Origin of the sequence: Aeromonas sp. s6 (assembly GCF_040907815.1) — a bacterium.
In the GTDB taxonomy this organism is placed as follows: domain Bacteria; phylum Pseudomonadota; class Gammaproteobacteria; order Enterobacterales; family Aeromonadaceae; genus Aeromonas; species Aeromonas caviae.
This window is the reverse complement of sequence record NZ_JBFOCN010000029.1, coordinates 1-14,117: the sequence shown is the minus strand read 5'-3', so window position 1 is coordinate 14,117 and position 14,117 is coordinate 1. Positions and strand designations below refer to the sequence as shown.

General features: G+C 61.8%; 14 protein-coding genes. All 14 read left to right on the top strand.

Going from position 1 to position 14,117, the window contains the following annotated elements; genetic code table 11:
• The 14 genes from fdx (at window position 1) to AB5Y50_RS03515 (ending at window position 14,115) form a co-directional block, all read left to right on the top strand.
• Window positions 1-339, top strand: a complete 339-nt coding sequence (gene fdx / locus AB5Y50_RS03580; RefSeq protein ID WP_005299781.1) for an ISC system 2Fe-2S type ferredoxin — start codon at window positions 1-3, stop codon at window positions 337-339.
• 157 nt (window positions 340-496) lie between these two features.
• Entirely contained in the window at window positions 497-1,798 is a 1,302-nt protein-coding gene (gene pepB, locus AB5Y50_RS03575) for an aminopeptidase PepB (protein WP_010675055.1), read from the top strand.
• The gene (gene pepB / locus AB5Y50_RS03570; protein WP_010675054.1) at window positions 1,795-3,078 is read left to right on the top strand and encodes an aminopeptidase PepB; all 1,284 of its coding nucleotides are present in this window, start codon (window positions 1,795-1,797) and stop codon (window positions 3,076-3,078) included. Before pepB (AB5Y50_RS03575) ends, pepB (AB5Y50_RS03570) begins: the two co-directional genes overlap by 4 nt.
• Window positions 3,079-3,355: 277 nt before the next feature.
• Entirely contained in the window at window positions 3,356-3,784 is a 429-nt protein-coding gene (gene ndk / locus AB5Y50_RS03565; protein ID WP_010675053.1) for a nucleoside-diphosphate kinase, read from the top strand.
• Between the two features lie 167 nt (window positions 3,785-3,951).
• On the top strand, window positions 3,952-5,055 hold the full coding sequence (locus tag AB5Y50_RS03560) for a bifunctional tRNA (adenosine(37)-C2)-methyltransferase TrmG/ribosomal RNA large subunit methyltransferase RlmN (protein WP_010675052.1): 1,104 nt from the start codon (window positions 3,952-3,954) through the stop codon (window positions 5,053-5,055).
• Between the two features lie 11 nt (window positions 5,056-5,066).
• Entirely contained in the window at window positions 5,067-5,858 is a 792-nt protein-coding gene (gene tapF / locus AB5Y50_RS03555) for a PilW family type IVa pilus biogenesis/stability lipoprotein TapF (RefSeq protein ID WP_080560523.1), read from the top strand.
• Window positions 5,848-6,768 carry a RodZ domain-containing protein gene (locus AB5Y50_RS03550; RefSeq protein ID WP_010675050.1) on the top strand — a complete coding sequence of 307 codons (921 nt, stop codon included), beginning with the start codon at window positions 5,848-5,850 and terminating at the stop codon, window positions 6,766-6,768. The genes tapF and AB5Y50_RS03550 overlap by 11 nt, the downstream gene beginning before the upstream one ends.
• 10 nt (window positions 6,769-6,778) lie before the next feature.
• Window positions 6,779-7,909 (top strand): flavodoxin-dependent (E)-4-hydroxy-3-methylbut-2-enyl-diphosphate synthase, encoded by a 1,131-nt coding sequence (ispG, locus tag AB5Y50_RS03545; RefSeq protein ID WP_010675049.1) that lies wholly within the window; start codon window positions 6,779-6,781, stop codon window positions 7,907-7,909.
• Between the two features lie 138 nt (window positions 7,910-8,047).
• Window positions 8,048-9,325 (top strand): histidine--tRNA ligase, encoded by a 1,278-nt coding sequence (gene hisS / locus AB5Y50_RS03540; RefSeq protein WP_010675048.1) that lies wholly within the window; start codon window positions 8,048-8,050, stop codon window positions 9,323-9,325.
• Between the two features lie 3 nt (window positions 9,326-9,328).
• On the top strand, window positions 9,329-9,979 hold the full coding sequence (locus AB5Y50_RS03535; RefSeq protein ID WP_010675047.1) for a tetratricopeptide repeat protein: 651 nt from the start codon (window positions 9,329-9,331) through the stop codon (window positions 9,977-9,979).
• Window positions 9,972-11,156 (top strand): outer membrane protein assembly factor BamB, encoded by a 1,185-nt coding sequence (gene bamB / locus AB5Y50_RS03530; RefSeq protein WP_029314685.1) that lies wholly within the window; start codon window positions 9,972-9,974, stop codon window positions 11,154-11,156. Before AB5Y50_RS03535 ends, bamB begins: the two co-directional genes overlap by 8 nt.
• Window positions 11,157-11,230: 74 nt before the next feature.
• Window positions 11,231-12,727, top strand: a complete 1,497-nt coding sequence (gene der, locus AB5Y50_RS03525; protein ID WP_010675045.1) for a ribosome biogenesis GTPase Der — start codon at window positions 11,231-11,233, stop codon at window positions 12,725-12,727.
• Window positions 12,728-12,850: 123 nt separating this feature from the next.
• The gene (locus tag AB5Y50_RS03520) at window positions 12,851-13,081 is read left to right on the top strand and encodes a zinc ribbon domain-containing protein (RefSeq protein ID WP_010675044.1); all 231 of its coding nucleotides are present in this window, start codon (window positions 12,851-12,853) and stop codon (window positions 13,079-13,081) included.
• Window positions 13,082-13,152: 71 nt separating this feature from the next.
• On the top strand, window positions 13,153-14,115 hold the full coding sequence (locus AB5Y50_RS03515; RefSeq protein ID WP_319882837.1) for an IS1595 family transposase: 963 nt from the start codon (window positions 13,153-13,155) through the stop codon (window positions 14,113-14,115).
• Window positions 14,116-14,117 lie beyond the last annotated feature (2 nt).

Genomic DNA, 14,117 nt, shown 5'->3' with positions numbered 1-14,117 from the left:
ATGCCAAAACTGATTATTCTGCCCCATCCCGAGCTCTGTCCGGACGGCGCGGCCCTCGAAGGTGCGACCGGTGAAACCATTCTGGATATCGCGCTGCGCAACGGCATCGAGATCGAGCACGCTTGCGAGAAGTCCTGTGCTTGTACTACCTGCCATTGCGTGGTGCGGGAAGGGTTCGACTCCCTCGAGCCGAGCGACGAGCTGGAAGACGACATGCTGGACAAGGCGTGGGGGCTGGAGCCGGAATCCCGTCTCAGCTGCCAGGCCAGACTGGCGGATGAGGATCTGGTGGTGGAACTGCCCAAGTACACCCTGAATCTGGCGTCCGAGCGCCACTGATGACCCCTTAATTACACATGAGTGAATTGCGCGTGCAGCATCTCATGGTGCAGTAATGATATGGTGAAGGCCGTGACCCTTGAGGGAGCGGCCTTTTTTGTGCCCGTGATTTCCCTATTCGTTGATGAAAGTGCCAATAAAAAGGAAGCAAGAGAACATGGCTGACATGATGAACGTAAGGTTGTCGTCCCAGGCTGCCGCCGCCCACTGGGGCGAGGGTGCCCTGCTCAGTTTCAACGGCGACGAGGCCCATCTCCATCTGGCCGCTGGCCAGGAGAAGGAGGCGCTGCGCGCCATCCAGCGCGGGGCCAGACGCCTCGAGTCGAGCGGCATCAAGCGCGTCAAACTGGTGGGTGAGGGCTGGAATGGGGAGCGTCGCTACGCCTTTGCCCAGGGCTTCTATGCCGCCAAGGGGGATCGCGAGCTCGATTTCGGCGAGCAGAGCGATCAGGAGGCTGCCGAGCTGGCTGCTTTGCTCAAAGCGACCCGCTGGGTGCGCGAGGTGACCAACGGCTGCCCGGAAGCCATCTACCCCATGAGCCTGGCGGAGTCCGCTCTGCTGCTCATTCGCAGCCTCGGCGGTGACAAGGTGACCGCCCGCATCACCGCTGGCGAAGCCTTGCGTGAATCGGGTCATATCGGGGTCTGGTCGGTGGGCCGTGGCAGCGAGCGCGAGCCGGTGCTGCTGGAGCTCGACTACAACCCGACCGGGGATGCCAACGCCCCTGTGGTCGCGGCGCTGGTGGGCAAGGGGATCACCTTCGATTCCGGCGGCTACTCCATGAAGTCCTCCGACAACATGCTGCCGATGAAGTCCGACATGGGCGGCGCCGCCATGGTGACCGGCGCCCTGGCGCTGGCCATCAGCCGTGGCCTGAACAAGCGGGTCAAGCTCATCCTCTGCTGCGCCGAGAACCTGGTCTCCGGCCACGCCTTCAAGCTCGGCGACATCCTCACTTATCGCAACGGCATCTCGGTCGAGATCCAGAATACCGACGCGGAAGGTCGCCTGGTGCTGGCAGACGGCCTGCTGGCCGCCAGCGAAAGCGGGGCTGCCTACATCCTCGACGCTGCTACCCTGACCGGCGCCGCCAAGACCGCGCTGGGCCGCGACTACAATGCCGTGTTTGCCCTCGATGAGGCGGAGCAGGTGCGCGCGCTGGCTGCCGCCAACGCTGAAAACGAGAAGGCCTGGCCGCTGCCGCTCGAACCCTGGCACGCAGGCCAGCTCACCTCGGCCTTTGCCGAGCTGGGTAATGTGGCGTCCGCAGAAGGTACTGCCGGCGCCACCACGGCAGCGGCGTTCCTGTCGCGCTTCGTCCGTGACGAAGGCAAGGGCTGGGTGCACCTGGACCTGGCCGCTTCCTATCAGAAGTCGGGCAATGAGCTCTGGGCGACCGGGGCCAAGGGCCATGGTCTTCGCACGATTGCCCGCTGGCTGCAGGAGGTGTGCGCATGAACGTCTGGTTGAGCCGAGAGTTTGCACCGGCCGAGTGGGGGGAGGGGGCGCTGCTCTCCCACCGTGCCGACGGCATGGTGATCCATCTGGTGAGCGCCACTCCCTTGCTGGATATCCAGCAGGCGGCGCGGCGCCTGTGTAGCCAGGGGATCCAGCAGGTTGTCCTGGCTGGCCACTGGGAGCGCGAGCAGCAGTGGGCCTTTGCCCAGGGGCTGCAGACGCCCAAGGCGGAAGTGGGGTTGCAGTGGGCCACTTCGTCCGAGGAGGACAGGGAGGAGCTGGAGGCTCGCTGGCTGTGCGGGCGCTGGGTGCGGGAGATGACCAACGCCACCCCGGAGCAGCTGGGGCCGCTGGAGCTGGCGGTCGAAGCCGCCGCCTTCCTCACCGAGCTGGCACCGGACCGGATCAGCCATCGCATCCTCAAGGGAGAGGCGCTGCAACAGGCGGGCTGGGTCGGTCTCTATCAAGTGGGTCGTGGCAGTGACCGCGAGCCCGTGATGCTGGAGCTGGATTTCAATCCGGGCAAGGATCCCAAGGCGCCGGTAGCGGCCGCCCTGGTGGGCAAGGGGATCACCTTCGATTCCGGCGGCTACTCCATGAAAACCTCCCAGGGCATGCTGACCATGAAACACGACATGGGCGGTGCCGCCATCGTCACCGGCGCGCTGGCGCTGGCCATTCTGCGTGGCCTCGACAAGCGGGTGAAGCTCATCCTCTGCTGCGCCGAGAACCTGGTATCCGGCCATGCCTACAAGCTGGGTGACATCCTCACCTACAAGAACGGCACCACGGTGGAGGTGGTCAATACCGACGCCGAAGGGCGTCTGATCCTGGCCGACGGCTTGCAACTGGCCGGCGAGTCTGGTGCGCCGCTCATCATCGACGCCGCCACCCTCACCGGGGCGGCCGTGATGGCGCTGGGGGGGCGTTACAACGCCCTGTTTGGACTGGACAAGGGGCTGGTGAGCCGCGCCATGGCCTATTCGGATGCGGAGCAGGAGCCAGCATGGCCGCTGCCGCTGGAGCCCTGGCATCGCCAGCAGTGCCCGTCCCACTATGCCGACACCGCCAACAGCCGCCCCGTGCCGGGCGGCGGACCGGGGGGAGCCTCCAATGCGGCAGGCTTCCTCTCCCGCTTTGTCCCTGATGAGGGAAGAGGCTGGCTGCATGTCGATCTCGCCGCCTGCTTCAGCGAGAACGGCGACAGTCTGTGGGCGCCCGGGGCCAATACCCTGGGGATGCGCACCATCGCCCATACCCTGATGGCGGAGGCGCGCTGAGTCAGTGAACGGCATCACAAGGGCACCTCAGGGGGCCCTTTCCAGTGCTGCTTTGCTGAGCAATTGATACGGTTTTGAGGCATTAGCATGCCGATCGTGCGCAAGCGCACATTTTTTCTCTCTACCCTGGCACAAGATGAGTCACCATGTTGTTTCAAGGATTCTTTTGTTTAACAAAAAGTTGATTTTTTGTGTGTTATTTCGTTTTTTGTTTACGTATAATCGCCGCCGAACATGGATTCCTACAATAAAACTCTGTAGTTAAGGAAAGAACTCAATGGCTATCGAACGTACCTTCTCCATCGTCAAGCCGGATGCGGTCAGCAAGAACCTGATTGGTGCCATTTACAGCCGCTTCGAAAGCGCCGGACTGAAAGTGGTTGCTGCCAAGATGCTGCACCTGACCAGCGAACAGGCCGCCGGTTTCTACGCCGAGCACCAGGGCAAGCCGTTTTATGATGGTCTGGTCGGCTTCATGACCTCTGGCCCCGTCATGGTACAGGTGCTGGAAGGTGAAGACGCCATCCGTCGTCACCGTGAAATCATGGGCGCCACCAACCCGAAAGAGGCCCTGGCCGGCACCCTGCGCGCCTGCTACGCCGAGAGCATCGATCGCAACGCCGTCCACGGCTCCGATGCCCCGGCCTCTGCCGCCCGTGAAATTGCCTACTTCTTCTCCGACGACGAGATCTGCCCGCGCGGCTGATGTTGTCTGCTGGTGACCAAGGGAGCTTCGGCTCCCTTTTGTTTTTTGGTCATCCTGCCAATATCCACTTATTCTCCAGGTGGAAAGCCAGACCCATTATTTGTACAATGCCGCCCCCTGACGTAGGTCAGCCGATAATTTATGAAGTGTGTGAGCTGAGGCCCCTGATGAGCGAAACAAAAACCAACCTGCTGGATCTCGACCGGGATGCCATGCGTGCCTTCTTCGTCGAGTTGGGCGAGAAGCCGTTCCGGGCAGATCAGATAATGAAGTGGATCTATCACTTCGGTTGTGATGATTTCGATCAGATGAGCAACGTCAACAAGGCGCTGCGCGAGCGGCTCAAGGCGATTGCCGAGATCCGTGCCCCCGAGATCAGCCGTGAACAGCGCTCCGCCGATGGCACCATCAAATGGGCGCTGCAGGTGGGCGATCAGGAGGTGGAGACCGTCTACATTCCGGAAGCGGACCGCGCTACCCTGTGCGTCTCCTCCCAGGTGGGCTGCGCCCTGGCGTGCACCTTTTGCTCCACCGCCCAGCAAGGGTTCAACCGCAACCTGAAAGTCTCCGAGATCATCGGCCAGGTGTGGCGTGCCGCCAAAGTGGTGGGTGGCAAGCGCCCCATCACCAACGTGGTGATGATGGGCATGGGTGAGCCGCTGCTCAACCTCGCCAACGTGGTACCGGCCATGAAGCTGATGATGGATGACTTCGGCTTCAGCATCTCCAAGCGCCGCGTCACTCTCTCCACCTCCGGTGTGGTGCCGGCGCTGGACATGCTGGGCGACCAGATCGATGTTGCCCTGGCCATCTCCCTGCATGCGCCGAACGATGCGCTTCGCTCCGAGATCATGCCGATCAACGACAAGTACAACATCGAAGCCTTCCTTGCCGGGGTACGTCGCTATCTGGCCAAGTCCAACGCCAACGGAGGCCGGGTGACCGTGGAGTATGTGCTGCTCGACCACATCAACGACGACATGCAGCATGCCCATGAGCTGGCCAAGGTCCTCAAGGAAACCCCTTGCAAGATCAACCTGATCCCGTTCAACCCCTTCCCGGGCAACCCGTTTGGCAAGCCGAGCAACAGCCGTATCGACCGTTTCTCCAAGGTGCTGATGGAATACGGCCTGACCGTCATCGTGCGCAAAACCCGTGGTGACGACATTGACGCCGCCTGTGGGCAGTTGGTGGGGGAGGTGATCGACCGCACCAAGCGCACCATGAAAAATCGGATGCAACAGGATGGGATTTCCGTCAAAATGGTTTAACTCCTAAGCCATTGTATAGACAGGAAATGGATATCCGTACATTGATCGTAGTGGCAGCGCTCTGTGCGCTGCCAGGCTGTGTCACAGAGACCACTTACGCTGGCCAGAATTCGACCCAGCGTGAAGTGGGTCCCGACCTCAAGGCCGCCGCCCAGACTCGTCTCGATCTGGGTATCCAGTATCTGCGCCAGGGCAATGCCGAGCAGGCCAAATTCAATCTCGACCGCGCCCTTCAGTACGATCCCAACAATCCTCAGGTCTACATCGGTTTTGCCTATTTCTATCAGCAGGTGTCGGATTTCAAGGCCGCCGAGGCGAGCTACAAGAAAGCGCTGGCCATGGATCCGTCCAATGCTGACGCGATGAACAACTATGGCGCCTTCCTCTGCAACCGTGGCCGCTTCGACGAAGCGGAAAAGGCGTTCTTGCAGGCCGTCAGCCAGCCCGATTACGTGAAGATCGCCGATACCTACGAGAATGCGGCGCTCTGCTCGATGCAAAATCACAGAAATGACAAGGCTGGCGAGTATTATCGTCTGGCCTTGGGGTATAATCCCCGCAATCCTAGGTTATTGCTGGACATGGCCGAGCTTTCCATGAAAGATGGCAAGCTTCCTGATGTCCAGTCTTACCTCGTGCGCTTTGCCGACGTGGCAGAGGAGAACGAGGAGAGCCTCTGGCTCCGGCTGCGGCTGGCCCAGGCCATGGACAAACCGGCATTACTTCACCAATTCGGGACTGAGCTGGTAAGGCAATATCCCACTTCGCAACAAGCCAAGCGTTACTTAGCCAATGACTACTGAACAGCCACACGATTTCCAAGACGACTCCCAGGCAGTTGGCCCAGGCCAGCTGCTGCGCAATGCCCGTGAACAGCTCGGCTGGACCCGGGAACAGGTTGCGTCCCGCATTCACCTTCGTCTGACCCTGATCGCCGCCATCGAAGCGGATACCTATGACAAGCACACGTCCCATACCTTCATTCGTGGCTATCTGCGGGCCTATGCCAAGCTCGTGGGCATCCCCGAGGAGACCATCCTCGCCGCCTACGAAAAGCTGGGACTGACTCCCCCCGACAACATCGACATGCAGAGCTTCTCCCGTCGCTCCCGCCAGCAGGCCAATGACAGCCGGCTCAAGGTGGTGACCTGGTTGGTGATTCTGGTGCTGATCGGGCTCTCCGTCGCCTGGTGGTGGCAGAGCACGGCGCGCCGCTCTGCCGGTGACGACGCCTTGGCGGCGACCGAGATGAGCGCGACCGTCAATACGCCGGAAGCGAATGTTGCCCCCGCCGTGGAGGTCGCCGAGCCCGTGCTGCCCGCAGCGTCCGATGCCGTGTCCACCCAGGTTGTGGTGAGCGGTGCCACCGCGACCCTGCCTGTGGTCGCTACGGATGCCAGCGCAGCCGTCCCGACGGACGTTTCCGGCGCGGTCTCGACTGCCGAGAGCACGACCACCGAGCCCGCCAAGGCGCCCCAGCTCAAGATGAGCTTCACCGCCGATTGCTGGCTGGACGTCAAGGATGCCAACGGCAAGACCCTGTTCAGCGGTCTGAAGAAGGCGAACGACGAACTGGTACTGGAAGGACCCGAGCCACTCAGATTCATCATTGGCGCGCCCATGGCGGTCAATCTCGAATATCAGGGCAAGTCCTTCGACATGAGCCGTTACAACAACGGCCGGACTGCCCGCTTCTCACTGCCGCAGGAGTAATCAGTCCGCCATGTCTGTTCACGAAAAGCCCGCACACGAATCACCCATCGTTCGTCGCAAATCCAGACAGATCATGGTCGGCAACGTGCCGGTTGGGGGCGATGCCCCCATCACGGTACAGACCATGACCAACACCAAGACCACGGACGTGGCCGCTACCGTCGAGCAGATCCAGCGGATCGAGCGGGTCGGCGCCGACATCGTCCGGGTCTCCGTCCCCACCATGGAGGCGGCGGAAGCGTTCAAGCTCATCAAGCAGCAGACCCGCATCCCCATCGTGGCCGACATCCACTTCGACTACCGCATCGCCCTCAAAGTGGCCGAATACGGGGCCGATTGCCTGCGCATCAACCCGGGCAACATCGGCAACGAGGAGCGGGTGCGTGCGGTGGTGGATTGCGCCCGTCACTACAACATCCCCATCCGCATCGGCGTCAACGGCGGTTCCCTTGAGCGTGATCTCCAGGAGAAATACGGCGAGCCGACCCCAGAGGCGCTGCTGGAGTCCGCCATGCGCCACGTGGATTACCTGGATCGCCTCGACTTCCAGAACTTCAAGGTGAGCGTCAAGGCGTCCGATGTCTTCCTGGCGGTCGGTGCCTATCGCCTGCTGGCCAAGCAGATCGATCAACCCCTGCATCTGGGCATCACGGAAGCGGGCGGTTTTCGCGCCGGCGCGGTCAAGTCCGCCATTGGCCTTGGCATGTTGCTGAGCGAAGGGATTGGCGACACCCTGCGCATCTCCCTGGCCGCCGATCCGGTGGAAGAGGTGAAGGTGGGCTTCGACATCCTCAAATCCCTGCGCATCCGTTCCCGCGGCATCAACTTCATCGCCTGTCCCTCCTGCTCCCGTCAGGAGTTCGACGTCATCGGCACGGTCAATGCCCTGGAAGAGCGGCTCGAAGACATCATCACCCCGATGGATGTCTCCATCATCGGCTGTGTGGTGAACGGTCCGGGGGAGGCGCTGGTCTCAGATCTCGGCCTTGCGGGCGCCGCCAACAAGAGTGCCTTCTACGAGGGGGGCCAGCGGGTCGACCGGCTCGACAACAAGGATTTGATCCCGACTCTGGAGCGTCGCATCCGTGCCCGGGCTGCCATGCTGGATCCGGCCAACCAGATCCAGGTGGACAAAGGTTGAACGATGACGGGGCCACCTGGGGTGGCCCCGGCTTTAGGTTGTTGATTTTACATCCCGCATCCGGGCTCCCGATTTTACCTCGGGGTCGAAAATCCCTATAATGCGGCCAAATTTTACCTCTTTTTCTCGAGTATCAACGTGGCAAAACAGATCCAAGCTATTCGCGGTATGAATGATTGCCTGCCGGAGCAGAGCCCGGTATGGCAGAAAGTAGAACAGATCCTGCGCCAGGTCGTGGCCAGCTATGGCTACAGCGAAGTGCGCATGCCCATCGTCGAGCAGACCCATCTGTTCAAGCGTGCCATCGGTGAAGTGACCGACGTGGTCGAAAAAGAGATGTACACCTTTGAAGACCGCAACGGCGACAGCCTGAGCCTGCGTCCGGAAGGGACCGCCAGTTGCGTGCGTGCCGGCATCGAGCACGGTCTGCTTTACAACCAGGAACGCCGGATGTGGTACATGGGCCCCATGTTCCGCCACGAGCGTCCCCAGAAAGGTCGCTATCGCCAGTTCCATCAGTTCGGGGTCGAGCTGTTCGGCATCAACGGGCCGGACATCGATGCCGAGCTCATCATGCTGACCCACCGCCTGTGGCGCCTGTTCGGCATCAGCGATCACGTGACCCTGCAGCTCAACACCCTCGGCCAGAGCAACGAACGTGCCGCCTATCGCGATGCCCTGGTCGCCTATCTGGAACAGTACAAGAGCGAGCTGGACGAAGAGAGCCAGCGCCGCATGTACAGCAACCCTTTGCGGGTGCTCGACTCCAAGGACGAGAAAGTGCAGGCCATCCTGGCGGGTGCCCCCCGTCTGTTCGATCACCTGGGCGAAGAGAGCCTGGCTCACTTCGAAGGGCTCAAGCGCCTGCTCACGGCGGCCGGCATCCAGTTCGAGGTGAACGAGCGTCTGGTGCGCGGCCTCGACTACTACAACCTGACCGTGTTTGAGTGGGTGACCAACAGCCTGGGGGCCCAGGGCACCGTCTGTGCCGGTGGTCGCTACGACGGCCTGGTGGAGCAGCTCGGTGGCCAGCCGACCCCGGCAGTGGGCTTTGCCATGGGCATGGAGCGTCTGGTGCTGATGCTTGAAACCCTCGAACTCAATGCTGACATCCGCCCGGCGGTGGATGTCTATCTCTGCATGGTGGGTGAGGGGACCGAGCAGGCTGGCTTCGCCCTGGCAGAGCGCCTGCGCGATGCCCTGCCGGACTTGCGCCTCATGAGCCACTGCGGCGGCGGCAACTTCAAGAAACAACTCAAGCGTGCCGACAAGAGCGGCGCGGCCATTGCCCTGATCCTTGGGGAGACCGAGGTGCAAAGCGGGGAGATCACCATCAAATATCTGCGTGGCCAGGCCGAGCAACAGACCGTCTCGGTCGATGCCGCCATCGCCCTGCTGGCAGCGAAAGGAGAGTAAGCTGTGGAAGTGTATACCACTGAAGAACAACAGGTTGAGGTCATCAAGAACTGGTGGAAAGAGAACGGTACCTCGGTGATCGCCGGGACCGTGATCGGTCTGGTCGGCCTCTTTGGCTGGCGCTACTACAACGAGATGCAGCAGAACAACCAGGAAGCCGCCTCCCAGGCTTACAACGAGATGACCGCCCAGCTCGCCAAGGGGGACGACGCCGCCCTGGAGCAGGCAAAGAGCTTCATTACCGCTCACAAGGGTGACGCCTATGCCGAGCTGGCCGCTCTGCAACTGGCCGCGGCTGCCGTCAAGGCGGGCAAGCTGGATCTGGCTGCCGAGCAGCTGACCCAGGTGGCCGCCAGTGGCGACGACAGCATCAAGCCCATCGCCGCCCTGCGTCTGGCACGGGTCCTGAGCGATCAGGGCAAGGCTGACGAGGCCCTGGCCCAGCTTGGCAAGATCAACAACGACGCCTTCAAGGCCCAGGTGGCGGAAGTGCGCGGCGACATCCTGCAAAAGCAGGGCAAGGCCGAAGAAGCGCGCGATGCCTATCAGGCGGCGGCGGATGCCGGCGGCCTGCAGAGCAGCGCCGAACTCAAGCTGAAGATGGATGATCTGGCGCTGCCAGCCGTCACTGCGGGCGAGGCTCCGGATGCGTAATCTGTACAAGCGAATGGCGCTGGGGGTGGCTGTCTCCTTCGCCTTGCAGGGCTGCTCCCTGTTCAGTTCGGAAGAAGATCTCAACCCCATGGCACCCCTGCCCAAGGTCGAGTCCGCGTTCACTGCCGATACCGCATGGTCCTCCTCGGTCGGGGATGGCATCGGCGACTTCTACTCCCAGCTCAAGCCGGTGGTGGAAGAGGACCGCATCTATGCAGCGGCCCGCGATGGCGATGTGACCGCCTTCGAGCGCGAGAGCGGCAAGGAGCTGTGGAGCGTGGATCTGGCAGATCTGCCCATCAACGCCGACAAGCGCAGTGCCCGTCTCTCCGGTGGTCTGGTCTCTCGCTACGGCAAGTTGTTCCTCGGGTCCGAAAACGGGGTGGTCTACGCCCTGAACGAGGCCAACGGCGAAGTGCTGTGGCAGACCACGGTTCCTGGGGAAGTGGTGGCGAGCCCCGCCGTCGAGGATGGCCGCGTGGTGGTGCTGACCACCTCCGGTCGCCTGGTGGCGCTCGATACCGACGAAGGCAAGCTGCAGTGGACCCTGTCCGAAGAGCAGCCGCCCCTGACCCTGCGCAGTGCCGGCGCCCCCATCATCACCAACGGTGCCGTCATCTATGGCCGCGCCGATGGCAAGGTGGGCATCGCCCTGCTGAGCAACGGCCAGCCTGTGCGTCAATCCAAGGTGGCTGACCCGCGCGGCGCCACCGAACTGGATCGGATGGTAGACGTCGATGCCAGCCCGCTGATTGCCGGTGATGAGCTCTACGCCATCGCCTACAACGGCCAGTTGATGGCGCGCAAGCTGATGAGCGGCGACGAAGTGTGGAAGCGCAAGTATTCCGGTTATCGCGACATGGCGGTGACCGGCAATGCCATCGTGCTGACCGACAGCCGCAGCCATCTGTTTGCGGTCGATCGTCGCAACGGTCTCGAGCTGTGGTCCAACACCCAGCTGGAAAACCGCACCGTGACCGCCCCCGTCATCCTGGGTGACTATGTGGTGGTCGGCGATGTGGAAGGTTACCTGTATTGGCTGGACCGTACCGACGGGACCATCAAGGCCATGCAGCAGCTCGACAGCAGTGGTCTCTATGCCGCTCCGCTGGTGGAGGGTGACACCCTGTATGTGCAGAGCCGTGACGGCAAGTTGTACGCCCTCAAGCGTCCTTGATCGTCCGATAATGTGAATATCCGGCTCCTGGTCTTCGGACCCGGAGCCTTTGTCGTCTTGAGAATGAGGCTTTTATGACTCCTGTAGTTGCCCTGGTGGGCCGCCCCAACGTGGGGAAATCCACCCTGTTTAACCGCCTGACCCGTACCCGGGATGCCCTGGTTGCCGACTTCCCCGGCCTGACCCGGGACCGCAAATATGGCCAGGCGAAGCTGGGCGAGCTGGAATTTATCGTGGTCGATACCGGCGGTATCGATGGCACCGAGGAGGGGATCGAGCTGAAGATGGCCGAGCAGTCCCTGCTGGCCATCGAAGAGGCCGATGTGGTGCTCTTCATGGTGGATGCCCGTGCCGGTCTCACCGCGGCGGATCAGGCCATCGCCGAGCACCTGCGCAAGACCCACAAGAAGGTGTTTCTGGTGGCCAACAAGACCGACGGCATCGACGGTGACTCCGCGGTGTCCGAGTTCTACGGTCTGGCCCTGGGCGAGGTCTACCAGATGGCGGCCGCCCACGGCCGTGGCGTACTGAGCCTGCTGGAGCTGGCCCTGGCCCCCCACCTCGAGACCCTGGTCGGCTCTGCCACCGAGGCACAAGAGGAAGAGGAGCTGGAGGAGTTCGACGAAGAGGCCCTGCTGCGCATGGTGGCTGCCGGTGAGCTCGACACCCGGGAAGACACCAAGGAGACGCCGTTCGCCGACCTGCCCATCAAATTTGCTATCGTCGGTCGTCCCAACGTCGGCAAGTCGACCCTGACCAACCGCATGCTGGGTGAAGATCGGGTCATCGTCTACGACATGCCGGGTACCACCCGCGACTCCGTCTACATCCCCATGGAGCGCGACGATCAGAAATACGTGGTCATCGACACCGCCGGCGTGCGTCGCCGTGGCAAGGTGCACGAGACGGTGGAGAAGTTCTCCGTCATCAAGACGCTCAAGGCGATTGAAGATGCCAACGTCTGCCTGCTGGTCATTGACGCTCGGGAGACCATCACGGATCAGGACTTGAGCATCCTCGGCTTCGTGCTCAACAGCGGCCGCTCCGTGGTACTGGTGGTCAACAAGTGGGACGGCCTGGATCAGAAGGTGAAAGAGGACGTCAAGAACGAGCTGGACAGACGTCTGGGCTTCATCGACTTCGCCCGGGTGCACTTCATCTCCGCCCTGCACGGCAGTGGCGTCGGTCACCTGTTCGAATCCATCAACGAGGCTTACGAGTCCGCGACTCGCCGCACCAGCACCGCCATGCTGACCCGCATCATGCAGATGGCCCAGGAAGATCACCAGCCGCCCATGGTGAACGGTCGCCGGGTCAAGCTGAAGTATGCCCACGCCGGTGGCTACAACCCGCCGCGCATCGTGATCCACGGCAACCAGTTGAATGACCTGCCGGACTCCTACAAGCGCTACCTCATCAACTACTTCCGCAAGTCGTTGAAGATCATGGGAACGCCGATCCGGGTGGAGTTCCAGGAGTCGGTCAACCCGTTCGAGGGCAAGAAGAACACCCTGACCCTGAGCCAGGAACGCCAGCGCAAGCGCCTGCTCAAGGCCAAAGCGAAGAAATAAAGCCCTGCGGCTGCCCTTACCGGCAGCCGTTTTTCTTGGTGGCCCTCCTCAGGGCAGACAAACCGGGGGAGGAGCTGCGAGTGATGCCGGTGCACAGTGACGTAAAGAGGAGTCGAGAAGAGAATGAACACGCTGACCTGCCCTGCCTGTCAGGGCGAACTGGACAGCCGCAGCCAGGAGACGACGTGTGGCCAGTGTCAGGCCCGTTATCGCATCCGGACCCTGTGTCCTGCCTGCGGGCAGGAGCTGGAGCGGCTTCGGGCTTGCGGCGCGGTGGATTATTTTTGCAACCACTGCAACACCCTGGTCTCCAAGCGCACCGTTCTGTTTGAAGCGCAGCCTGACAAGGCATAAAAAAGGCGCTGTCCCAATTATGTGTTGGAAGGCTAATCTGGAAGTAGGTCATCACCGCGAGGACCTTCATCATGGATACGCCAGCCTTCCAACACCTGTTGTCCCTCTTTCCATTACTTACTCTGCGTCAGCGCCGTGTCGCTCAGCATGAGCTCGCCGCTCCACACCCGATTACGTCCCTCCATGCCCAGTTACCCACATGCTGCGGCTGTCCCCACTGCCAGGCGGATGCCACCCAGCTGGCCCCCTGGGGCTGGAGCCGTGGGCTGCGTCGTTACCGTTGTAAGCAGTGTCGGCGAACCAGCTCCCTCCTCACCAAGACGCCTTTGGCCAGATTACGTAAGGCTGAGCATTGGGAGGACTACGCCCAGACTCTCATCGACGGGCTCACTGTCCGCCAGGCCGCCGTCCGCTGCGGTGTTTGCAAGAACACCGCCTTCTTGTGGCGTCACCGCTTCCTGAAGGCGATGGCAAACCACCAGGCAACACGGGAAGAAGGCATTGTGGAAGTGGATGAAACCTTCTTCCTCGAATCGTTCAAGGGGCAGCGAGGGTTGCCTCGTCCGGCAAGACATCGTGGCGGGAAAGGGCGTACCCGGGGGACCGGGCGGGATTACATCCCGGTGATGGTGGTGCAGGACAGGGCGGGCCATCAAGCCGACTTTCAGCTGGAAAGGCTGGATGCGCAGACGGTGAAAGCGGTGTTGCAGCCACTCATCGCGCCCGATGCAGTGCTCTGCAGTGATGGTGCAGGGGTGTATGCCAGTTTCAGCCAAGCGCGGGGCATAACACATCAGGTGGTGTACAACCGTCGAGGTGAGCGAGTCATTGGGGCATACCACATCCAGCATGTGAACGGATATCACCGGCGGTTGAAGGAGTGGATGGAACGATTCCATGGAGTCGCAACCCACTACCTGAGGAATTATCTGGGCTGGCGCAGGATGCTGGAACGTTACGGCAGGGAGGTAAATACCAAGATGTGTTTGCATGAGGCGCTAGGGCACCCGATGCAACACGTAATTGGGACATAGCC

Coding starts and splice junctions, on each gene's coding strand:
- fdx (WP_005299781.1), top strand. CDS start 1: ATGCCAAAACTGATTATTCTGCCCCATCCCGAGCTCTGTCCGGACGGC.
- pepB (WP_010675055.1), top strand. CDS start 497: ATGGCTGACATGATGAACGTAAGGTTGTCGTCCCAGGCTGCCGCCGCC.
- pepB (WP_010675054.1), top strand. CDS start 1,795: ATGAACGTCTGGTTGAGCCGAGAGTTTGCACCGGCCGAGTGGGGGGAG.
- ndk (WP_010675053.1), top strand. CDS start 3,356: ATGGCTATCGAACGTACCTTCTCCATCGTCAAGCCGGATGCGGTCAGC.
- AB5Y50_RS03560 (WP_010675052.1), top strand. CDS start 3,952: ATGAGCGAAACAAAAACCAACCTGCTGGATCTCGACCGGGATGCCATG.
- AB5Y50_RS03550 (WP_010675050.1), top strand. CDS start 5,848: ATGACTACTGAACAGCCACACGATTTCCAAGACGACTCCCAGGCAGTT.
- ispG (WP_010675049.1), top strand. CDS start 6,779: ATGTCTGTTCACGAAAAGCCCGCACACGAATCACCCATCGTTCGTCGC.
- bamB (WP_029314685.1), top strand. CDS start 9,972: ATGCGTAATCTGTACAAGCGAATGGCGCTGGGGGTGGCTGTCTCCTTC.
- der (WP_010675045.1), top strand. CDS start 11,231: ATGACTCCTGTAGTTGCCCTGGTGGGCCGCCCCAACGTGGGGAAATCC.
- AB5Y50_RS03520 (WP_010675044.1), top strand. CDS start 12,851: ATGAACACGCTGACCTGCCCTGCCTGTCAGGGCGAACTGGACAGCCGC.
- AB5Y50_RS03515 (WP_319882837.1), top strand. CDS start 13,153: ATGGATACGCCAGCCTTCCAACACCTGTTGTCCCTCTTTCCATTACTT.